This is a genomic window from Streptomyces sp. NPDC048584 (assembly GCF_043199595.1).
Lineage (GTDB): Bacteria > Actinomycetota > Actinomycetes > Streptomycetales > Streptomycetaceae > Streptomyces > Streptomyces edwardsiae.
In genome coordinates this window covers 179,056-200,803 of sequence record NZ_JBICWF010000004.1, presented here as the reverse complement: position 1 = coordinate 200,803, position 21,748 = coordinate 179,056, and the positions used below count along the sequence as shown (strand labels likewise).

At 66.9% G+C, this 21,748-nt stretch carries 12 protein-coding genes and 1 pseudogene; 6 read left to right on the top strand and 7 right to left on the bottom strand.

Going from position 1 to position 21,748, the window contains the following annotated elements:
- Window positions 1-61: 61 nt before the first annotated feature.
- From ACGFR9_RS11265 to ACGFR9_RS11255, 3 genes are all read left to right on the top strand, one after another.
- Window positions 62-700 carry a hypothetical protein gene (locus ACGFR9_RS11265; RefSeq protein ID WP_393205681.1) on the top strand — a complete coding sequence of 213 codons (639 nt, stop codon included), beginning with the start codon at window positions 62-64 and terminating at the stop codon, window positions 698-700.
- A 3-nt stretch (window positions 701-703) separates the two neighbouring features.
- Window positions 704-1,318, top strand: coding sequence for a hypothetical protein (locus ACGFR9_RS11260; protein ID WP_393205678.1), 615 nt, complete (start codon window positions 704-706; stop codon window positions 1,316-1,318).
- A gap of 238 nt (window positions 1,319-1,556) precedes the next feature.
- A complete protein-coding gene (locus tag ACGFR9_RS11255; protein WP_030222672.1) occupies window positions 1,557-1,949 on the top strand; it encodes a hypothetical protein in 393 nt (130 codons plus the stop codon).
- 9 nt (window positions 1,950-1,958) lie between these two features.
- Here ACGFR9_RS11255 and ACGFR9_RS11250 read toward each other — a convergent pair whose 3' ends face one another.
- Window positions 1,959-2,636 (bottom strand): O-methyltransferase, encoded by a 678-nt coding sequence (locus ACGFR9_RS11250; RefSeq protein WP_393205675.1) that lies wholly within the window; start codon window positions 2,634-2,636, stop codon window positions 1,959-1,961.
- Window positions 2,637-2,718: 82 nt separating this feature from the next.
- On the bottom strand, window positions 2,719-4,125 hold the full coding sequence (gene proP, locus ACGFR9_RS11245; RefSeq protein WP_393205672.1) for a glycine betaine/L-proline transporter ProP: 1,407 nt from the start codon (window positions 4,123-4,125) through the stop codon (window positions 2,719-2,721).
- Window positions 4,126-4,523: 398 nt separating this feature from the next.
- Here proP and ACGFR9_RS11240 point away from each other — a divergent pair, with 398 nt between their 5' ends.
- Window positions 4,524-6,575 carry a bifunctional glycosyltransferase 87/phosphatase PAP2 family protein gene (locus tag ACGFR9_RS11240; RefSeq protein WP_393205669.1) on the top strand — a complete coding sequence of 684 codons (2,052 nt, stop codon included), beginning with the start codon at window positions 4,524-4,526 and terminating at the stop codon, window positions 6,573-6,575.
- Window positions 6,576-6,710: 135 nt separating this feature from the next.
- Here the strand turns inward: ACGFR9_RS11240 and ACGFR9_RS11235 are convergent, their stop codons facing one another.
- The gene (locus ACGFR9_RS11235; RefSeq protein WP_393205666.1) at window positions 6,711-7,148 is read right to left on the bottom strand and encodes an ATP-binding protein; all 438 of its coding nucleotides are present in this window, start codon (window positions 7,146-7,148) and stop codon (window positions 6,711-6,713) included.
- Window positions 7,149-7,239: 91 nt separating this feature from the next.
- Here ACGFR9_RS11235 and ACGFR9_RS11230 point away from each other — a divergent pair.
- Window positions 7,240-7,934: pseudogene (locus tag ACGFR9_RS11230) on the top strand (helix-turn-helix domain-containing protein); the annotation flags it as partial.
- Complete coding sequence (locus tag ACGFR9_RS11225; protein ID WP_393206315.1) at window positions 7,888-8,028, top strand: DUF397 domain-containing protein; 141 nt, start codon at window positions 7,888-7,890, stop codon at window positions 8,026-8,028. The pseudogene ACGFR9_RS11230 and the gene ACGFR9_RS11225, both read left to right, overlap by 47 nt.
- Before the next feature lie 1,806 nt (window positions 8,029-9,834).
- Here ACGFR9_RS11225 and ACGFR9_RS11220 read toward each other — a convergent pair.
- The 4 genes from ACGFR9_RS11220 to ACGFR9_RS11205 all read right to left on the bottom strand — a co-directional run bounded on the left by ACGFR9_RS11220 (window position 9,835) and on the right by ACGFR9_RS11205 (window position 21,600).
- Window positions 9,835-10,251: a hypothetical protein gene (locus ACGFR9_RS11220; protein WP_393205663.1), complete on the bottom strand. Its 417-nt coding sequence runs from the start codon at window positions 10,249-10,251 to the stop codon at window positions 9,835-9,837.
- On the bottom strand, window positions 10,248-16,757 hold the full coding sequence (locus ACGFR9_RS11215) for an RHS repeat-associated core domain-containing protein (RefSeq protein WP_393206312.1): 6,510 nt from the start codon (window positions 16,755-16,757) through the stop codon (window positions 10,248-10,250). Before ACGFR9_RS11215 ends, ACGFR9_RS11220 begins: the two co-directional genes overlap by 4 nt.
- A gap of 188 nt (window positions 16,758-16,945) precedes the next feature.
- The gene (locus ACGFR9_RS11210) at window positions 16,946-20,647 is read right to left on the bottom strand and encodes a LamG-like jellyroll fold domain-containing protein (RefSeq protein ID WP_393205660.1); all 3,702 of its coding nucleotides are present in this window, start codon (window positions 20,645-20,647) and stop codon (window positions 16,946-16,948) included.
- A gap of 533 nt (window positions 20,648-21,180) precedes the next feature.
- A complete protein-coding gene (locus ACGFR9_RS11205) occupies window positions 21,181-21,600 on the bottom strand; it encodes a lytic transglycosylase domain-containing protein (protein WP_393205656.1) in 420 nt (139 codons plus the stop codon).
- Window positions 21,601-21,748 lie beyond the last annotated feature (148 nt).

Sequence of the window (21,748 nt, the reverse complement as noted above, 5' to 3'; positions counted from 1 at the left end):
AACCCGATAGGCGAACCGGCTCGCGAGGAGTGCCGGTTGGGCCGAGACCCGGAAGGCATTCATGTCCACTGGCCTGATCATTGCGTTGATCGTGATTGTCGCGGTCGCGGTAGTCGCCCTGCTGGTTCTGCGCGCCCGTGGGCCGCGGCACGGCGGCGGGCTCAAGCGCCGCTTCGGACCCGAGTACGAGCGTGCCGTCGCCCGGCACGACGGAGACACCAAGGCCGCCGAGCGGGAGCTCGCCGAGCGTGTGGAGCGCCACGGCGGCCTGCGCGTACGGTCGTTGGAGCCCGCAGAGCGGGAGGGCTACGAGGCGCGCTGGACGGCCGCGCAGGAGCGGTTCGTCGACGCGCCGCGCGACGCGGTCGCCGAGGCGGACCGGCTGATCGCCGGACTCGCCGCCGCGCGCGGCTTCCCCGCCGACGGACAGTACGAGGACCAGCTCGCCGCCCTGTCCGTGCACCACGCCCACCGCGTCGACGGCTACCGGCGGGTGCACCAGGCGGCGCGGGCCGGCGCGGACGGCGGCACGGACACCGAGAAGCTGCGCGAGGCCTTCGTCGAGGCCCGCGCGCTGTTCGAGGACCTGGTAGGGCCGCCGTCCCGGCACGAGGCCGGACAGCACCGCGCCGCTACGGCCACCGGAAGCGGCCACCGCACACCGTCGTTGTTCCACCGGCGCCAGACGAAGGAGAGCTGAGCGATGACCGACGTGACCCGACGCCCCGTCCCGCCGCCGCGCGAGGGGTACGACATCCCGGCGCCCGCCCCGGAGACGGGCACCGGGTCCGAGAGCCGCACCGCGGCCGACGGCACCGGCACGCCCACCGGAGCGGGCGCGAACACCGGCACCGGCACCGGCACCGGCCCGCACACCGGCACTGAGGCCGGCCCGCACACCGGCACTGAGGCCGGCCCGCACACCGGTACCGGCGCGCACACCGGCGCCGAGGCCGGCCCGCACCCCGGTGCCGAGGCCGGCGCGGGGCACACCGGTACCGGCGCGCACACCGGCGCGGGGCACACCGGCGACCGGACCCCCGACGTCCCCCTTCTCCCGCACGACGACACCGGCACGTTCGAGGCGCGGCTGCGGCATGCCGTCGCCGGGTTCGTCGACGCGCCGAACGACTCCGTACAGGAGGCCGATCACGTACTGGAGGAGCTCGCCGCCCGTTTCACCGACGCGGTGACCGAGCGGCGCCGCACCCTGCGGGGGTCCTGGCGGACCGACGGCGCCGAGGCGGCCGACACCGAGCGGCTGCGGCTCGCCCTGCGGGACTACCGCGAGCTGGCGGAGCGGCTGCTGCACGTCTGAGCCGCCCGCCGCCGCCCGGCGCTCCCGCCACTGCCGTACGACGTCCTCGACGTCGTACGGCTTCTTGCCCGGCGGGGGGCCGGGCGGCGGTCTGCCCCCACCTGGAAGCCGGCGCCGGGTGGCTTTCGCTCGGCCATGAGGCCATTGTGCCGGACGCCGCCGAGCCGGGCGTTTTATCATTCGGCGGCAGTCGGGCCGGGCCACACCGGTCCACCAGGACGTTTCAGGAGGAGCCCACGTGCTCGAACTCACCATGGCCGCGGTGTCCGCGGAGGAAGCGGGCGCCACGGCCGGCATGCTCATGGCCGACGCGCCCAGCGAGCCGGGCGCCGTGCTGCGGGTGGGCCGCGACAAGTCGATGTGCCGGCTCTCCACGCCGGACGACTGGCTGTTCGTCTCGCGGGTCCACCTGGAGTTCGGCTGTGCGCCGGACGGGACCTGGCAGCTGACCTGGCTGCGCGGCTCCCTGCCCGAACCGTCCTCCGACGTACGGTTGACCGTCGGCGGGTACGAGCACCCGGTCACCTACGGCGGCACCGTCGCCCTGCCCCGGGGCGGCAGCGGTGAGGTCGTCATCCAGGACCGCTCCGCCCCGCGCAGCGTCAACGTGGGCTTCTACCACGAGGTGTAGGACCGGGGGTCAGGCCAGCACCCGGGCCAGCGCGAAACCGTCGTAGTCCTTGGCGCCGACCGTCTGGAGCGCCGTACCGCTGAGTCTCGGGTGGCCGCCGATCAGGTCGAGGGCCGCGCGGGTGCCCAGTACGTCCGGGTCGGTGTTGTCCGGATCGGCCACCCTGCCCCCGCGCACCACGTTGTCGAGGACGATCAGGCTGCCCGTACTGGTCAGCCTGAGCGCCCACTCCATGTAGTGCGGGTTGTTCACCTTGTCGGCGTCGATGAAGACCACGTCGAACGGCGGCGGGTTCTCGTCGGCCAGCCGGGGCAGCGACTCCAGCGCCGGGCCCACCCGCACCTCGACCTGCTTGTCGAGGCCCGCGCGGGCGATGTTGCGGACGGCGACCTCGGCGTGCCGGGGGTCGTACTCCAGGGAGACCAGCCGCCCGTCGGCCGGCAGGGCGCGGCCCAGCCAGATGGTGCTGTAGCCGCCGAGCGTGCCGATCTCCAGGATGTTCCTCGCCCCCTGCAGCTGGGCGAGGAGCTGGAGCAGCTTGCCCTGCAGCGGGGAGACGGCGATCTTCGGGAGCCCGGCGGCGTCGCTGTCGCGCAGGGCGGCCGCCAGGGCGTCGTCGGGGGCGTCGGGCAGGAGGCGGTCGGTGAAGTAGTCGTCCACCTCGTGCCAGAGCCGCTGCTCGCTCATGCGCCAGTACCTTCCGTCGTCGGACTGATTAGCTTGCCTAAGTAGGGTCGCTAACGAAGATACGTCGTGGCCCCGCCGTCCGTCAGGCGTTCTCCCGGTGTGTCCCGGCCTCCCCGGGCTCCAGCGAGGGCGCGGACCCCGGCAGCGGGCGGCCCGCCGACTCGGCCATGCGCCACACCGCGAAACCGCCGACCACGGCCGCCGCCATCATGTAGTAGGCGGGCATCATCATGTCCCCGGTGGCGCCGATCAGTGCCGTGACCACCAGCGGGGTGGTGCCGCCGAACAGGGACACCGAGACGTTGAAGCCGATCGACAGCGAGCCGTAGCGCACCCGGGTCGGGAACAGCGCGGGCAGCGCCGACGGCATCGCGGCGGTGAAGCAGACGAGCAGCAGACCGAGCGCGCCCAGGCCGGCGGCGACCGCGAGCAGGCTCCCGTCACGGATCAGCAGCAGCGCCGGCACGGACAGCAGCAGGAACCCGGCGCAGCCGGCCGCGATCACCGGACGGCGGCCGACCCGGTCGGTCAGCGCGCCCGCGAACGGCTGGACGACCATCATCAGCACCATCACGCCCAGTACCACGACCAGGCCGTGCGTGGCGTCGTAGCCCAGCTCGCTGGTGAGATAGCTGGGCATGTACGACAGCAGCATGTAGTCGGTGACGTTGAAGACCAGCACCAGGCCCACGCAGAGCAGCAGCGCACGCCACTGGCCGGCCACCATGTCCCGCAGCGGCACCTTCGGGCGCTCGCTCTCCGCCTTGGCGACCTCGGCCGCGAACGCCGGGGTCTCCTCCAGACGCATCCGCAGATAGAGGCCGATGATGCCCATCGGGCCGGCGATCAGGAACGGGATCCGCCAGCCCCAGGAGAGCAGGTCGTCCGTGGAGAGCAGCGCCGTCATCAGGGTGACCAGGCCCGCGCCGCCGATGTACCCGGCGAGCGTGCCGAACTCCAGCCAGCTGCCGAGGAAGCCGCGCCGCCTGTCGGGGGCGTACTCGGCGATGAACGTGGACGCCCCGGCGTACTCGCCGCCGGTGGAGAAGCCCTGCACCAGCCGGGCCGCCAGCAGCAGGATCGGGGCGCCGACGCCGATCGCGGCGTAGGAGGGGATCAGGCCGATGGCGAAGGTGCCCGCCGCCATCATGATCATGGTGAGGGCCAGGACCTTCTGCCGGCCCACGCGGTCGCCGAGCGGGCCGAAGACCATGCCGCCGAGCGGGCGGACCAGGAAGGCCGCCGCGAAGGCGCCGAAGGTGGACAGCAACTGGGCGGTGGGGTTGCCCGACGGGAAGAAGACCTTGCCCAGGGTGACCGCGATGTAGCTGTAGACACCGAAGTCGAACCACTCCATCGCGTTGCCCAGGGCCGCCGCCTTCACGGCGCGCCGGACGAGCGCGGGGTCGGTGACGGTCGGGGCGGCGGGGGTGTGCGCGGCGTGGGCCCGCTGTGCGGACGGGGGAGCGGCGACTGTGGCAGTCGTCAAGACTTCGCTCGCCTACCTTTCGACGGGAACAGGGGCGGGTCCGCGCGGCGGCGCTGTCGGGCGGGCCGAAGCAAGCGACGATAGGCGCTTTTGCCCCGGTAACGGATGGTGCGGAGATAGCTGCAGAGTGCACCCGAATGGGGGGTGTACAGGCGCGCAGCCCCGTCCCGGAGTGCTCGTACAGGTGACCGACTGTGATCCTTCTCGCGCCTCCCGCGCCCCTCGCACGCGACCGCACGTCGAGCGGTCGACCGTCATCCGGGCAACGGCGAGACGGGTATCGGGCGATTCGGGGGTTTCCCGCGCTTTATCCGTGAGGGCCACGCGCCCTCTAGGGTGCACGGAGGGAATCCACACGGTGACACACCGTGATGATCGGGTCGGGAGGCCGATGAGGCGTGGTGAACGCGGACCACGGCGGGCAGCCGGCGGAGGCATTCGGGGCGACGGCCGCGGGCGGCACCCGGGCACGGCTGCGCATGGCGCGCCTGGGCCTGTGGCTGCTGGCCGCCGTCATCGCCGTACGACAGGTCGCGGCCGTTCTCACCACCCCGCGCGGGGAGCGGCTGACCGATCTGGAGACATGGGTGGGCCCCGAGGGCGTGCTTCACGTCAGAGGCTCCCTGTACGACTCCAGCGAGTACACCGGCACCCCGTTCAGTGGACTCGTCCTCAGACCCTTCACTCGTTCGGCTGAACAAGCGCTGGGCTGGGGCTGGACCTTCGGCACGCTCCTCCTGGTCGTCGTCCTAGGCCTGATCGCCGCCCGCGCGCTGCCCCGGCCGGTCGGCCGCCGTACCGCCCTGCTGGCCGCCCCGGTCGCCGTCAGCCTGCTGATGCTGTCCATGCCGGTGCGCGACACCCTGTGGCTCGGCCAGACCAGCGTCATCCCGGTACTGCTCGTCCTGCTGGGCTGCTTCGTCACCCCCGGCCGGCGCCTCGGCGGTGTGGTGATCGGGGTCGCCGCCGCCCTCCAGCCCACCCTTCTCCTCTTCGCCCCGCTGCTGTGGTGCACCGGCCGCCGCCGGGCCGCCACCGTCACCGGCGGCACCTTCGCCGCGGCCACCGCGCTCGCCTGGGCCGCGATGCCGCGCGACTCCCACACCTACTGGGTCCGCCATCTGGCCGGCACCGGCCTCGGCGGGCCCGCCGACGACCTCACCAACCAGTCCCTGCACGGCGCCCTGCTGCGCCTCGGCGTCGAGGGCCCCCTGGAGATCGGCCTCTTCCTGCTGCTCGGCGCCGCCGTGGCGGCCGCCGCCCTGCGCCGCGCGGTCCGCTACGCCCACGACGGCCAGCTGCTGCTCGCGGTCGCCGTCACCGGCTGCGCCGCCATAGCGGTCTGTCCGACCGCCTGGCAGCACCAACTGCTGTGGGTGCTGCTCACCGTCGTCGGCCGGACCGGACGACGCGCCCGCGACCGGCTGGTGTGGCCCGTAGCCGCCGTCCTGGTGATGACGCTGCCGGCCACGATGACGCTGCCGAACATGGCGTTCCTCCACCCGGTGCGCGACAACGTCGTCCTCCTCGCCGCCCTGGCCGCCGCCACCGCCGTCCCGTTCCTCTCCCGCACCTCCCCCTGCTTCCGTACGCCCGTGCCGACCCCGTACGCCCCACCGGCCCCGGCCCGCTTCCCGTTCGTCCCCCTGCTGCCGTTCCTGCCCCGGGTCCTCGTCCGCCCGAACCTCCTGCTCGAACTGCTGCTGCTCCGCGTCACCTACGCCGCGTACGCCGAGGTCCGCCTCGCCGTGACCGGCGGCAGCAACGCGGCGGGCCGCGCTCAGGCCGAGGAACACGGCCACCGGATCCACGACCTCGAACGCCTGCTCCGCCTGGACATCGAGCACGGGATCAACCAGGCCGTGGCGAAGACCGGATGGCTGCGGGAGTTCTTCGACTTCTACTACACGTCGTTCCACTTCATCGTTCCGCTCACGGTGCTCGGCCTGCTGTACTGGCACCGCCCCGTGGACTACCGCTGGGCCCGCTCCGCCCTCGGCTTCGCCACCCTGCTCGCCCTGGTCGGCTTCTGGCTCTACCCGCTCGCCCCGCCCCGGCTCATGCCGGAACTCGGCATCATCGACACGGTCCACGGCGTCCAGGACTTCACCCGGCCCGACTACGGCACCCTCACCCACCTCACCAACCAGTACGCGGCGATGCCGTCGCTGCACTTCGGCTGGTCCCTGTGGTGCGGACTGGTGATCGCGGTCATCGCGCCGACGATGTGGATGAAGGCCCTCGGGCTTCTCCACCCCCTGTTCACGTGCGCCGCGATCGTCGCGACCGGCAACCACTGGATCCTGGACGCGGCGGGCGGGGCGCTCGTCGTCGGCGCCGGCTTCGGGCTGGCGTATCTGCTGCAGGGCCCGCGCTCCCGTACGGCCGTGGCCGCCGCCGAGATCGACAGTGAGCCGTCGACGTCGGTGAAGGGCCGTACTCCGAGCTGAGCTGGTACCCGCCGGGCGCGGACACGGTGAGCCGGGTGAATCCGCCGTGGCGGCTCGGACAGTTGCCGTCGTCGCTGCGCGACCGGGGCTTACGGGGTGCCCTGAGTGTTGCGATGAGGTGGCCCGACGGCCACCTCATGCACGAGCCTCCACCGCACACTCGAACCACACGGTCTTTCCGCCGCAGGGCTCGGGATCGACGCCCCACTTGTCGGTCACCGCAGCCAGCAGCGCGAGCCCTCGTCCGTTCTCCGCATCCAGCGCCGACTCGACCGGCACGCGCGGGAGTTCGTCACTCTCGTCGGCCACTTCCACCCGTACTCCGCCCGGTAGTCGCAGCAACAGCAGGGCGCAGTGCCGGTCCGGAACGTGGCGTACGACGTTGGTGAGCAGCTCCGTCACGCCGAGTTCCACGGAGTCGAACAGACCAGTCATCTCCCACTCGCGCAGCAACGACCGCACGATGCGCCGGACGTGCCCTGCCGAGTGCTCACCGACGGTGAGCCGCATCGCGTATCGGTCGCTGCGCGGGGCGAGGAGAGTGGGGAGAGCGGGGGGAAGGTATTGGTTCACGCCGCAAGGGTGACCTCGACTAACTACGCTCGGCTACGGAACGAATACAACTGATCCCGCCGTGGGCCGAGTTGCGTGAGAGGGGCCCCACGTGACCCACATCAACGTCCTCGACCCGGGCGCGTCACCGCTGGACTACTACGGCTTCGAGCTGCGGCGCCATCGAGAAGCCGCCGGGCTGACCCAGCGGCGACATCGTCAACTACACGGGCTCGCTGGCCGGGCAGATCGAGAAGGCGAGGAAGCTGCCGACGCAGGAGTTCAGCGAGCGGATCGATGCGGCGTTGGGGACGGGAGGGCTGCTGTCCCGACTTGTCACGCTGGTGATGCAAACTCAACTCCCCGCCTGGTTCCAGCAAGTGGCGGAGCTCGAGTCGCGAGCCGAGGCGATCCGCGTCCTCCAGCTGCAGCTCGTGCACGGTCTCTTGCGGACGGAGGCGTACGCCCGCGCGGTGCTCAGCGCCATGGGTGACCACGAGCTGGACAATCGCACTTCGGCACGGCTCGCGCGGCAGCGCATCTTCGACAAGGAAGAGCCCCCGGTTTTCTGGCAGGTCCTCAGCGAGGCCGTACTTCATCAGGAGGTCGGCGGCAAGGAGGTCATGTGGCAGTAACTGTTGAGGTTGTTGTCCCACGAGCGGAACGCGTGTGAACGTCCAGGTGCTGCCGTTCGAGACGGGCGTACATACCGGATTGATGGGCTCCTTCGACATCTTCCGCTTCGCGGGAGATCCCATCATTGTTTATAGCGAGGACTACGAGACAGGGCACCCGCCCCGCCGTCCGAGACTCCAAGAACCCGGCAGGCCCGATCCTCACCCTTTGCCTCGCCACCTTCACCGCCTTCCTGACCTGGACGGTCGGCGAACGGTCGCAATGACTCCCCGGGCGCGCTGAACCCCCGCCTGGCGGCCTCGCGGAGAGGATTCCGTTCGTCCTCGGTTGAGCGTGGACCGGGCTTCATGCGACCGCAGCTGCGGTGTCAGTTGGCCCTGGGTATTCAGCGAAATTGGGCGATCTGAACGACCCGATAGCAGGAAGGTGCCGCTGACCTGCGATGATGTGAGTATCGAAGCCGTATCTGTCGCGATAATCAGGGCACCAATCTGGTGAGCGAGCTTACGGGGTGGGACCGGCGGCTGTCCGTAACGGCCGACGGGAAGGGGCTGGTGGGGTATGCCGGAGCGGTGCTGCTGCGGAAGGTCGCGGACCGGGTCGGGCTGACCGGGGGTCTAGCTGAATTGCTTCCCGCCGGAGCCGGGCACGGCTGGCGCGAGCGGGCCCACGTCGTGGTCCAGCTCGCTGTCGCGATCGTGCTCGGGGCCATGGGCTTGCGCAACCTGCCATCGAAATTATGGACCGTGAACGCGAGTTGGATGCTGGCCGCCAACCTCGCAGCTGACCTCGACGCCTGGCTCCGTCTCCTGGCCCTCCACGACGAACCGGACCTGGCCGACGCCGAGCCGGACATCATGCGTTTCCGCCTTTACCACCTGCCCGCCCGCCTCAGTCGCCATGCCCGCTGCCGATGGCTCCGCATCGAGACCACCTCACCTGGCCCTGGGCCAGCGCGTTCACCACGGTCCGGGGCCGGATCAACAGCCCCCGGCTATCACCTGACAGCGGGCCCCGACCCGACGAAGACCAGAACGGAGGAGACCAGCACCATCCCGGGAGACGTGGACCCCCTGTGCAGCCGCAACGACACTCGACGACCCCACCCGCGATCATGCGGGACGAACGGGCGAACCAATCACCTCAACGAGCAACGACTACCCCCGACGAATCGAGGCCAATGTTGATGATGTCGGGCCCCCTGATGTTCCAGGATGAGGTCGATGGTCAGCCAGCAGCGCCCGGGCGCGTACAGGCACTGCAGGAGTGGGAGGCTGTCAGGGGTGGCGGCATCACGTCGGCCTTGAACTCGTCGATGACCGGAGGGGTCGGGTTCGAGGGCTTCGGCACGATGGCGGCTTCCGAAGAAATTCCGGAAAGCCGCACATCACACTGTTACTGTCGCAGGCGACCCCGCGCACCTCGCCCCCACGCCCTACAGGAGGATCTCAGACGGATCAACGTCGGAGGCGTTCCAGAGAACGCCGTTCCCGTCCGGAACCCGGGCGGCTTGCGACAGATGCGCAGCCACGTGCCGAACGATTGTCACAAACATTCTCCTCCCACGGCACTCCACCGCACGCAACAGCGCCTCAAAGTCGGGCACCTGAAGTCCCGCATGGGGAACGACGGGACCTTCACGCCAATCCCATCAACTGACGGATCAGCCTCATACAAGGTGAAGAGATAACCCTGTCCGTCATCCAGTTGGACGACGTCCGCAGCGGCTTCAGTGCCGACTTCGACCAGGATGTCGCGAGCCTCGTCAAAGAGTCGGGTCGAAGTTGAGATCAAGTATGCTCCTCTCATTCAAGCTCCCTCACCATTGCAACGAGCTCTTCCGGTGTCCGCGCGATAGGAATTCCATTCCGAGCGGCCTCATTCTATGCCGCCGCAGGCATATTGCTGGGAACATGAGGGCTGCCGTCTCGCCTGACGCGTCGCCGCAGGTCAGCGGCTTGACGGCGAGAACTGCAAAATTTTCCCATCAATATCGATGGTCAGCAGGCGAGGCATTCACACCGAAAGAGAGGGCCCGTAGGCCCTCCCTTTGACAGTGTAGCTGAAATCCCTAAAAGTTCATTCGCGGAATCTTGCCAGGATTACCATAGGAAAGAACTCTCCTCAGCCCCGAGCGGATCTCATCGACATCAACTCCTGGAGCAATGCCCAATTCAACGACATCAGACGGCAGTTCCAGCTCCTCAACGGCGTCATCCAGGAATCGAAGGACAAGCCTATCGGGTTGCAGCGTTACCTCTTTGAGTCCGCCGTAGTGGACACCCTCACCCTCACTCACGATGCAGTAGCTATCCATTTCAAGCCGCACATTTTGCGCACTCGGCTCATCCGGCATGCACTGCAAATCGAGGTGGCGTCCATCTCCATTGTCATCTTCGGCGATGAAGATGGTGAACGGGCCTCCGGGAACACTCTCCCCAGACTCGACGTACCGGATTACCCAGTACGGAAGGTTAATTTCAGTCATCCGCTAGTACTCCACTGCCTATTGCCCCATTTATAGACGAAGGTCACACTCAACTCGCTAGACGCCGTGGTCATAGCGTGCTGACAGGTAGAGCATGGCCGCTTCAGCCCTGTAATGGTAACCGTGTCGCCTGCCTGGACGCGAGCCAAGTTCGCGTAGGGATCATTGTTGATCTGAACGCCGGTAGCCCCGGACATGCGTGCCACTCTGTGCTCGGTATGGCTAACCTGGGAGCCGACACGCGGCCCAAGCGCCTTTTCGGCAGTCGCCTGACTTCCACTCCTCAGGGTGTAGGCAACAGTCATCACTCCGTCACTACTTACCTCGACCCTGGCCCAATGGGTCTTTGTCGTAGTCGTACCGGTTATGGAGCCCATCCGCCCCCGCGAGGCTTTACTCGCCCAGGTGGGCTTCCCGGAACGGGTCGCTACCTTCATCCCAAAGACACCTGCAGCGGCGCTGACATCTGAAATGCCAGCACTAGAAGGTGCGATGAGGGACTCGACGAATCCTGGCGGGCTATTGAACAGGTCGAAGACGAAGTAACTATACTGCTCCTTCGTGCACTCCAGGATATTTTCACAAACGTGGCTTCCAGCTAGTGCCAGTTGCTGGCTTGGCCAGAGGTGCGCGTAATCGCGGTGTTCCACGGTCTGCGCATAGGCCAGGGAAAATGCCTCCTCGAAGCCATCAGGTTCCGGACCGGGAACTGTCAGAGTTTCGAACCAGGTCGCACTGCCACCACCTCTGCCACTTAGCGAACCTCCACCCGCTCCAGAAACGTGCGCGGAGGAGACCGGCGGCATGGCGTATGGGCCGCTGGACGCATCCTCATACCCGCCCAGCATTCCGCCGTACGGCTTCTTGCTTCCTGAGTTTCCTGGCGTTCCAGGATTCCCTCCCCCCACCCCGTTCAGTCCTGTCGGGTCCCAAAGCGTGACGGGAGAATTGCTGGCATAGCTATACCCGTTTAGGGAATTGAGCTGCGTCAGATCCAGTATTGGGTCAACGCTGATGAATTGCCCGATGACTGGGTCGTATTGGCGAGCACCGATATGGGTAAGACCGGTGGTCTTGTCGTTAGTCTTGCCGAGGAATCCCTTGTCGTCGGGCCAAGCGTTACCCGTCGGCTTGCCTCGTTCGGCACCGAAGGGGCTTATGTAACGCTTACCGTAGGTCTGGGTGCTGTCTGTGGTGACGGCCAGGTTCTGGGTGCCGTGGTGGTCGCCGGAGAGGTAGGTGAGCTTGTTCGTGCCGACTTCGTTGGAACGGAGGGCGACGGTCTGGCCGCCGGCGGTGTAGTAACGCTGGGCCCAGGTACTGCCGTTAGCGCGCAGGTGAAGCTCGGTGGCTCCGGAGTACAGCACCCGCTCGCCGCCAGCAGTGTTGCGGATCAGCAGCTCACCAGCACCGTCATAGAGGTAGTCAGTGGTCTTGCCGCTCTCGGTGAGCTTGGCGAGCTTGCCCTCCTCGGACCACGTGAGCTCCTGGGCGGATGAAGTGCCCGGCCGCTTCGTGGTGTTACCAGTGGTGTCGTAGCTGTAGGAATTCTCGAGACTCGTGCAGTCGCCCTTGGTGGTGATCCCGGTCAACGTGTGCGGCTGACCGGCCTTGGTGTAGCAGTAGGTGCTTGTGGCGTCGCCTGTGGTCTTGTGTGTGGTCTCTGTGGTGCGCTGACCAGCCTTGTTGTACGCGTAGCTGGTCCAGTAGGGGGCCGGTCCCGACAAGCTGCTCGCGCTGCGCGCATCGGAACACTTCTGGGAGTCGGGTGTCCAAGCCTCGATCAGTCGGCGATGCCCGTCATAGGAAAAGCACTGGGCCTCGGCGCTGCTGGCGCCGCCCAAGGTGGTGGGGTCGCTGATGGAGGTGACGTTTCCGGCTTGGTCGTAGCTGTAGTTGAGGTCCTGCAGCATGTAGCCATGGGTGTCGTCCGTGACAAAGCTGCGGATCAGCCGGTCGGTGCCCTGCTCATACCTATTGTTGAGGTAGCTCTTTTTGTGACCTTCGACGTTTGCGGTGCCGAGAATCATCTGGGTGGGCTGGCCGAGAGCCGAGTAGTCGGTGTCGAGGAGGTAGCCGGTGGCGCCGCCTACTGAGATGACCTGCCCGAGGTCGTTGTAGCCGTAGTCGATGATCTCGGAGGGCAAACCACCCAGAGCTGGTTCCTTGGCGTACTTGACGGTGCCGTCAAGGTTGTAGGCGGTCTCGAACTCGATGGTGGCTGGCACTCCTGCTACGACCAAAGGGTCTGTGACTGGGAGCTCGAGTTCCGTAATGACCGGGCGGGACAGGTCGTCGTACTTGGTGACGGTGTCGGTGTAAGCCTGTCCTGTCTTGCCACCGACGTAGCGGGTGGTGGTGTCGGGCAGGCCATCCAGCAGTGTGTCGTAGGTGGTGGCGGTGAGCTGGTTGTCGTCGGCCCGGGAGCCGGCCCAGGTGCCGATGGTGCGGCCGAGCACGTCGTAGGCGGTCAAGACCGACTTGCCACGCGAATCGGTGGACTTGATTGCACGGTCGAGAATGTCGTACTCGGTCGTAGTGGTGCCCTTGTCCGGATCGGCAGCCGTGGTCTGACGGCCGAGCAGGTCATAGGTGTAGGACCATTTGGCATCGTCCGGACCGGTGATCTGGGTCTGCTTGCCGTCTCGCGTGTAGGTGAACTTCGTCGATACATAGGGGGTGCCGAGTCCGTCACCGTACTGAGGGTCGGCAGGTGACTCGCTGGCGTATTCGCGGCTTTCCACGGGGCGGCCACGGATGTCGCGGATGGTGCGAGTCGCAGTGCCGCCGTCGACGGCGGTGGTGGCGGTGGAGTCACCGGTGTAGTTCATGATGGTGGACCACTTCTCAACGCCCTTGATGTACAGAGTGGTCTTGGTGGTCCGGCCGGTCCCGTCGAAGACCGTCATGGTCTGCTTGGGTGCCTCGCCGTATTCGGCGCGGGTGTAGGTGCCGTTGGGGGTACTGGTGGTGTCGAAGATGTCCGCGTGGGACTCGTGCGGGAGACCGCGGGTGTCGTAGCGGGTGTCTGTCAGCAGGCGGCCACCCTTCGGTGTCTCCGACTGGGTCTGTAGGGGGCGCAGCAGCGCGTCGAAGATGGCGTAGCTGGTGGTGTAGGTCTCGCCGTCCCCCTTCAGCGTTGAGGAGGACACCCAGGATTGTTCCTTGGTGTCCATGTGGTAGGCGAATTTGGAGCTGGGGCTCTGGCTGGCGCTCGAGCGGTTGGGGAGCCACACGGAGGTGAGCCGGCCGAGTGCGTCGTAGGCCAGTTCTGTCTTCTTCAGGTTCGCGTCATAGACGCGCAGCGCCTGACCCCGGCGCGGGTCGAGGAAGCTCGTGGCTCTGTGCCCCAGTGGATTAGTGGTGATGGTCTTGGTGAGCGGCCCGGCGGCGGCCGGGGTGTAGGCGGTGGTGGTCGGCTGGCCGTCCGCGTCGGTCACCTTGGTGAGGCGGCCGAGAGTGTCGAAGTCCGTGGTGGTGCTGCTGGTGATCGTCTGCCAGCTCGGGCTGCCGGAGGCATAGCCCTTGGCACGTCCGGTCCAGGTGACCAGTCCCTTGGTCGGCTTCATCGTCTCCGACCACGTGCTCGCACCGTCATAGCCAATTGCGGTGTCCGCAAGGACATCGCCGCGGCGCTTGTCGTCAACAGGCAGGTCGAGTGCGGTATCGGCGATGGAGCATTCCTTGCCGACGGTCCGGGTGCGCGAGACCAGGCTGTTGATGCCGGCATCCAGGTTGCGGGCATACCAGGTGCGAGTGCAGGTCTCGTCACCTCCTAGGCCCTTCTGCCCGTAGTCGTCGACTTCTCTGACCATGCCCAGGTCGTCGTAGCGGTTGGTGATGACGTGGGTGCGCCAGGACTTCGACGCGGTCAGGTAGGTGCTCGCGTAGGAGCTGTTGGGACGTGTCCAACGTGCGATGTGAGCGGCCGCGTCGGGCACCGTCTGCGTGGCGGTGGTCTTGGACGTGTAGTTGGTGTACGAGGTCGAGATGGGCTGACTGCCGTCGTAGGCGACCTTCTGCAGCATCTGGCCCGAGTACTGGTCGCTGTCGGTCAGGGCGGCGAAGTCGACGTCGGTGTCCATCAGCGGCTCGACACTGACGGTCCTGGTGGTGCCGTCCTTCTTCTTGTCCCCGTGCATGCCCTGCAGGTAGCGGGAGACCGTCTTGGAACGAGTAGTGCCCAGCGCACCGGCGTGCACGGTGACATCGCGGTAGCCACGCCACTCGGACCAGGTCCGCTCGTCCTTCGGCGTGAACGGGTCGTCGGCGTAGTGCCATGCGGCGCCCGAGTAGTCGTAGGCGTTCTCGACCGTCTCGTTCTGCCCGGCCGGATCGGCAACTCCGACCGCGAGTACACGGTACTTGTGGAACCAGTCCACCGACGCTTCCGTGGCGCCGTTGATGTTCCAGAACTGTGGATAGCAGGAACGGGTGTTGGAGTCCTGCGCGGCTCCGAGGACCTCGCTGCGCTTGCACTCCGGCGCCGACAGCGTCACTGTTGTGATCGCTCCCGTCTCCGAGGTGATCGTCTCGATGCGATGGCGCTTGAGCGGCAGGATGTCATCCGTACCGTCGACCCGGTTGGGGCGCAGCTGGTAGGTGAACACCACCGGGTTGACGTCGATCGCGGTGCCGGCCTTGCCCGTCCGCTTGATCGATTTGAGGACCAGGACGTGGTCGGTGGTGTCCCCGATGTCACCGGCGTCCTGGTACTCCTGGGTCAGCGCCCACGAGTCGACCGGGTCGTGCTTGCTGGTGGTGGTGTTCCACGAAAAGGTGTGGATGCCAGTGAGGCGCTTACGGGTGAAGAAGGTCGGGCCTGCGGCAATGCAGTCGGTGTCGCCACTGGTGCAGATGCTGTCGAAGGGGACGTCGGGCCAGTGCTTGGCCGTGTCCTCGGTCAGCTCCGCGCAGTCCGTGACAGTGCAGCGCTCGGCGTACGAGAAGGTCACCTTCGCATCGGCGTCATCCGTGAACAGTGCCTCCTTGCGCAGCCCGTACTTGATCTCGTTCAGGTAACCACCGCGGACATAAGAGGCGTTGGCGGTAGCAGCCTTGTTCTTCGGGTAGTGGTTGGATTCCTTCGTGTACCAGTAGGTCGAGGCGTTGCCGCGGGTGTCCTCGACGTAGTCGAGATTCCACCGCCATGCCTGGGTCAGCGAACGGTCGGCGAAAGTACTGCCCTTGCCGTAGCCGGGCTCACCGAAGTCGTCACCGAAGACCGGTGCCGTCCAGGTGGAGTTGGTGCGCTGGTCGGCTGCCCCCTCGAGCTTGTTCAGGCCGAACACGTACTTCGTGCCGTCGCCGGTGATGACGGTCCAGTACTCACCGTTGTCATCCCCGTTGTCCGCGCCGGTCGAGCGCTTCACCGTGGAGGCGTCGTCGTTCTCCAGACGATGGGCACCGGTGGTGTTGTCCTTGATGATGCGGCTGGAATTGCCGTTCAGGACGAGGCGGGCGTTGTCGTACTTCCAGCAGCGGTCAAAAACCTTGTCATGGCCGTCGTCATCACAACTGCCGTAAGTGCGCTCGATGTAGGACTCGGTGAGGGCGAACCCTTCACCGACCGAGGTGCCCTGGTTGTTGGTGGAGGCGGTGCGTCCGTCGATGCTGCCCGAGTCGTACGACAGGCCCAGGCTCGGTGTGGGACCGGCCGCGGCCGGCGGCAGGGTGAGGCCGTAGTTCCAGGTGAACGAACCCGAACTGCCGCCGGCTTCCCACGACGACGACGGCGCGAGTCCGGTTGCGGAGTAGTCGCCGGTGCCCTTGGGTGACGCCCCCGCTCCCGCAGCCATAGCGGTCACCGCGAACACGGTGACACCGGTGAGTCCGTTCGCCGAGGAAAGCTGTGTGGAGGCGCCGGACGTGGTCTCGGCGAGCGGGACCTGTGCGGAGACGGTCTGCTGTGCGGAGTCGTTGGCTGAGGAGAGCGGGGTCTGCTTGCGGCACTCCGTCTTTGACGGAGTCGTCAGCGCGCAGGCAGGGAGCTGCACGAGACGCAGGCGCTCCGACCAGCCGCCACCGATCATGGACGCGAAGTCGCTGTAGTCGACGCTGACTTCCGCCGTACCGGCGGTGTCGGCGCTGGCCGTGAAGAGCACACCGGTGATGCCGGTCTTGCGGGCGGCCTTTTGGTCGAGGACCGTGAAGTCCACGGACCCTGCGGCCGCCGACATGCTCCGGCTTTTCACCGGTTGTGCGGCAACAGGCGTTCCCGCGAGGTCCACCTTGGCCGCTTTGTTCGCGGAGAGTGTCGTGGTGGCCGTGTCGGGCTCGGGCCAGGCAGCTGTCTGCTCTTCCTTGGCCTTGCGGGCTCGCTGTTCGCCGGCCTTCTTGCCCTCGGAGACCTTCTGACGTGCCTCCTTCGCCCCCAAGCCCTTGACTTCTTCGACCTTGCTCACGCGGGGCTTGGGCACATCAGGGCGCCCCAGTCCCTGCTCGCCGGCCACCGCGACCGGCAGCTGACCGACTGGGGCCAGCAGCGCCAACGCCACCGTGGGCACGACGAGGCGTCGCCCCCACCGCCGCGCACCCCCCGCACCTCTTTTTGAGGTGCCTATGCCAAATGCCATGAGTTTCGTACCCATCCGATTCACGAGAATTGGAAGATCAATCAAGTTGCGGAAGCAGCCGGAGAATGCGGCCGCGCGGTGGTTGGCAGCCCTGAGGGCTGCCAACCACTCACTGCAGGTCAGTCACCTACCGTGACCTCGACCTGCTCGGCACTAGCCATCGCGCCAGCCCACAGGCGCACATCGGAGATCCGAGCGGGAAGGAAATGCTTCCAGCCACCGCTCGCGTATGCCTTACCGACTGCGAAATCACCACTGCCGATCTGCGCCGTGTACGCCTTGGCGTCACCGTTCTGGCTGTAGCCGATGTAGAGGCTGATCGTGCCGTCCACCGAATCGTGCACGCCGGTAAGCCGCGCGCCGCTGTCCACGCTCGCGGTCTCTTCGGAGGTGACGGAGGAAAACGTACCGTCGGACTCGAGACGACCGAAGTGCCACTTGCCCTCCGGCACTGTGATCTCCTCCATGGTCTCCTCGTCCAGCACGGTCTTCCTGCCAGTGAGTTCGAACCACAGACCCCATGCGGAACCGTCCGCGGTGCGCTGGCCCGCGACCTGCCCGATGTAGCCGATGTCCTTGGTCAGCAGCTTCGCTCCGTCCAGGGTCACGCCAGTGGTCACCGTGAATGAGCTGCTGCCGTCAACCACGGGACCTGCGGCCGTGGCGGCGTCATCGACACCGTCGAGGACGATCTCCTCGTCGATTACTGCAGCGCCTCCGGCCAGAGTGAGGCTCTTACCGTAGGAAGAGACAGTGTCCTTGATCGTGGTGCCGTCGACACCGCGGGTGGGGTTCCAGTCCGCGATCAGTTCCACCCCGGCGAACTGTTCCGAGACCAGCAGCTTGGCGTCCTTGGCGATCTCCTCCGACGTGAGTGTGCGTTGCCAGACCGTGACCTCGTCCACCACACCATCGAAGTAGTCGACGTAGTTACCGCTCCACTTCGCCCTGCCGATCTGCAGGCCGCCCGTGGCCGACCAGGGCACACCGGCATCCACCTCGGACTGGAACACCCCATTGACGTAGAGGCGGACCTTGTTGTTGTCGGCGTCGAAGCTCGCCGTCAGATGCGTCCAAACACCAGTGGGGCTGGTCTGCTTGGCACGTGCCTTGTTCCAGGTGTAGGCACCGTCCTTAGCGGTCAGCACCCTCAGGCTCCAGTCCTTGATCCCGTCTGCACCGTAGGAGACGTAGAACGGGCTGCCGCTACCGCCGTCCTGGCTCAGCACGGTTTTGGTGCCCGTGGCGCCCGGCGTGACCCGCGCCCACGCAGAGATGGTGTACGAGGACCGGGTCTCCACTGCGGGACCACTGGTTGCCGCATAACCGCCGGTACCATCCAGCTTCAGCCCCTTATCGTCGACCGGAGTCGCCAACAGCTGCCCCTGCGCGTCATGGGTAATCAGACCGCGTCGCCCGTAGTTGGGCCGGCTCGCACCGGCGCTCAGGGTCGCGTCGTCCTTGCCGTCGTCGGTGGCTGCGTCAACCGCAACGCCATCGGCCTCGTTGAAGTGGTAGCGCGCGATCGGCCCCGCTCCGGCAGCGACCAGGAAGTCGACCGTGTTCCAGGCTCCGTAGCGGCCGACGTTGTCCTTCGCCCGGACCCACAGCGTGTATGTGCCCGCCTGCGCCACTGACACGCTGGCCGACGATCCGTTGGCCGTCGGCCACGTCGTCATACCTGACAGCGTGTACTGATACGACACGACACCGGTGTCACCCGTGGCAGGTGCGAAACTGAAGGTGGCCTTCTGCCCCGGGCCGCCCAGCGCCTGGCAGTCGTTGGGCAGGCACTCCTTGTACGGACTGCCGACGGTGATCTTCGGTGCCTTCGGGGCGGTCGGGTCGACCTTGAAGTAGCAGAAACCGGTGGTGGAGCCATTCGACGGACTCGACAGGTGACTCTTGTAACCGTTGTAGAACGACTGCGTCCACGCCCGATAGCGGTATACGGGGCCCTCAGTGAGGGTGGACCAGGTGATGGTCTGCTTCTTCCCGTCCCCCGCATACCCCGTCGAGGGCCGCGAGTCATCCGTCCCTGCGTTGGTGTCCGCCCACGTGCCATCGGTGTTCTTGCGGTCGACGTCGAAGGCGATCCGCAGCTGCGCGTCCTCCTCACCGCCCGCCTTGGTCTGCGTCGTCGCCGTCAGCGCCGGCGTAGGGTCGGAGACGATCGTCGGGTTCGACTCGTTGGTCGAGCACACCGTGCCCGAACCGGTCACGAGCCCGATGCCGCTCGGCTTGTCCGGGATACCCACGAAGGAGACCTCGAGGACGGCATCGTTCTTGAACCGCTTCCATGCTGAGGTGTCCGACTCGTCGTGCGCCCGGATCTCCAGCGTGAGCCGGGAGAACTTGCCCGCCGCGAAGTCCTTCACGGTCGGGGTGAGGTTCTCGTTCGTCTCCTCCGGGTTGTCGTTGAACTCGATCGCCGCATCCGGCAGTCCTGGGCTGCACAAGTCGCCCCGGCCCGCCGAGACATGCCGATCGCCCATCCAGTCCAATTCCTTCGGACGCGAGGACCAAGTGGTGGAGGAGGAGATGTTGTTGGTGCGGACCAGGTCCACCCAGCGCGGATCGCACTGGAAAGCCCACGGCTCGGTAACTCTGAACGTCGCGTCCAGGACGTGCTTGCCCTTCAGACTCGCAGGCGAGAACTCGAAGTACAGCTTCTGCACATACCCCGGACCGCAGTAGTAGCCGCTCCAAGTACCGCACTTGCCGGCACCCTTGCCCCAGCCGTCGTCGCCATTGCCCCAGCCGTAGGACTCATAGCCGTCCGACCGCAGCAGCGTCCGCTCCGACTCACCCCACGTCACCGAAGGATCGATGAACAACGGAAACACCGAAGCATCCCTCTCGGCAAGAAGCTCGGGGTCGGGGAGGATCGACAGGGATTCCTTGCCGACCTCCACATCCATCGTCGCCACCTCATCGCCCTGCCCCGGCTCCACACCGGACCCGGACAAGGCCGACTCAGCCAAGTCCGACGGGGCGGACGAGGCAGAGTCGGCCAGGGTCGTCTCTTCCGCCGCCGCGCGTGCCACCTGAGGCGCAGACGGCTGGGCAAGCGTCTTGCCGGCCGAGTTCCACATACGCGCGGGCGGGGCCTTGAACACCGTCTGGCCATTCGGGTCAACCGCGGCCAGGCTCCCTGATGCACCTTCCTGGACCGCAAGCCCTGTCGTCTTCAGACCGAAGGTGATCTTCTTCAGCTTCTCGTCGGCTGCAGCCTCAGGGGTCTTGACAACCAGGACGTGCTGAAAGCTCTCCACCGTCGCGGTGACCTTCAAGTCCACATCCGGGAGCACGTCTGCATACACAGCGCTCGCGCCGTCCAGCTCGGGCTCGGGCAGGCCACCCGGCCAGCTCAGCTCGATCGAACGGCCCTGGCTGGCGATCCGCGCCAGCGGATCCTCCCCTCCGCCACTGGAGAACACGATCTGCGGCGCTGCAGCCTTCGGAGAGATCGAACCGTCCGCGCGCTTCTCCAACGTCGCATCCGGCGTCTCCCAACCGCCCCCCGGCTTGGAGACGCGTACGGGAACCGACGACTCCTGCAAAGTGAAGGTGTAGCCGTCCGGATTGGCGAAGACGGTGGTGCGTTCGGATCGCTGCCCCGTCACCTCGACCCGACTACCGGACTCCTGAGCCTCCGCGAGGGCCTTCTGCCCCTCCGACAGCTCTTCGGAGTCCGCCGTCGACGCTGCGGCTTGAGCCGCGGACGGCTGCACCAACGCCGTACTCAACAGTGCCGCAACCACTGCGCCTATCACGGACACCCCACGGCACGCCCGACTCCCGCGACGACGTTTGGGCATGACTGTGCCCCCCGCCCCAAAATCCACAGCCCCTACCCCGGAGTTTCAAAAGTTTCACAAGTTGCGCAGAGTTAAAGCTGTTCACCCGGCGGAGTCAAGCGCGTTACACATCCAGGGGCGTCAATGCGTAGTCCTGGACAGGCGGTTTCACCTTGGTTTGCATGATTTGACGCCGCCCCCTCATATACCTCGTGGGAAAGCACTGAGTGACCAGTGGGCCGGGGTCGGAGGAAGCAGGGCCTCTGTCGGCCGGGTATCGTCTCCGAAATGGGGCTGCAAAGCCGGACTGAACCCCTCCGCATCCACGCGAAACCATGATGCTGCTCACTTGGTGACGTAACGGAGGGTCAGTAAGAGTTGAGGCTGCGTCAGCGGGCGGCTCTGGCGCAAATTCGCTGGTGTCGAGGCGTGCCGATATCCGAGGAGGATGCGGTGTCGAAGGCGAATGAAGCCTGCTCGTCCGGTCAATGACGAAGGCGGCGGCCCCGGGGATCGTGGGGTCGCCGCCTTCGGTACAGGGGAACCGGTGCCGGTCAGTACCAGTTGTTGGCCTGCCAGAACGACCAGGCGTCGCAGGCGCCGCCGTAGCGGTCCTTCATGTAGTCCAGGCCCCACTTGATCTGGGTGGCGGGGTTGGTCTTCCAGTCGGAGCCGGCCGAGGCCATCTTGGAGCCGGGCAGGGCCTGGACCAGGCCGTAGGCGCCGCTGGAGGCGTTGGTGGCGCTGGGGTTCCAGCCGCTCTCGTGCTGCACGATCTTCGAGAAGCACTGGTACTCGGCCGAGTTGCCGATCATCTTCTGCGCGGTCGCCTGGGCCGAGGAGGCGCCGGTCGTGGTCGCGGCCTGGGCGGGCGCGGCGGCGATCATGGTGCCGCAGGCGGCGGCGGCCAGGGCGGCACCGGCGAGGGCCTTCTTCGGGGCGGAGGCGGTGCGGAGGAAGGAAACGGCGGACACGGGCGGCCTTTCGGTCGACAGCAGGGCGGTCGCGCTACGCCGTGCCGGATGCCGCGGTGTGCGGCGGGGGCATGCGTCGGCGCCTCGACCCCGTGAGGGGCGTCGGCGCCTGGCGACTGCTCCACAGAAACAAATCCGGGTTCGTCCC

Coding starts and splice junctions, on each gene's coding strand:
- ACGFR9_RS11265 (WP_393205681.1), top strand. CDS start 62: ATGTCCACTGGCCTGATCATTGCGTTGATCGTGATTGTCGCGGTCGCG.
- ACGFR9_RS11220 (WP_393205663.1), bottom strand. CDS start 10,251: ATGACTGAAATTAACCTTCCGTACTGGGTAATCCGGTACGTCGAGTCT.
- ACGFR9_RS11210 (WP_393205660.1), bottom strand. CDS start 20,647: ATGCCCAAACGTCGTCGCGGGAGTCGGGCGTGCCGTGGGGTGTCCGTG.
- ACGFR9_RS11250 (WP_393205675.1), bottom strand. CDS start 2,636: ATGAGCGAGCAGCGGCTCTGGCACGAGGTGGACGACTACTTCACCGAC.
- ACGFR9_RS11260 (WP_393205678.1), top strand. CDS start 704: ATGACCGACGTGACCCGACGCCCCGTCCCGCCGCCGCGCGAGGGGTAC.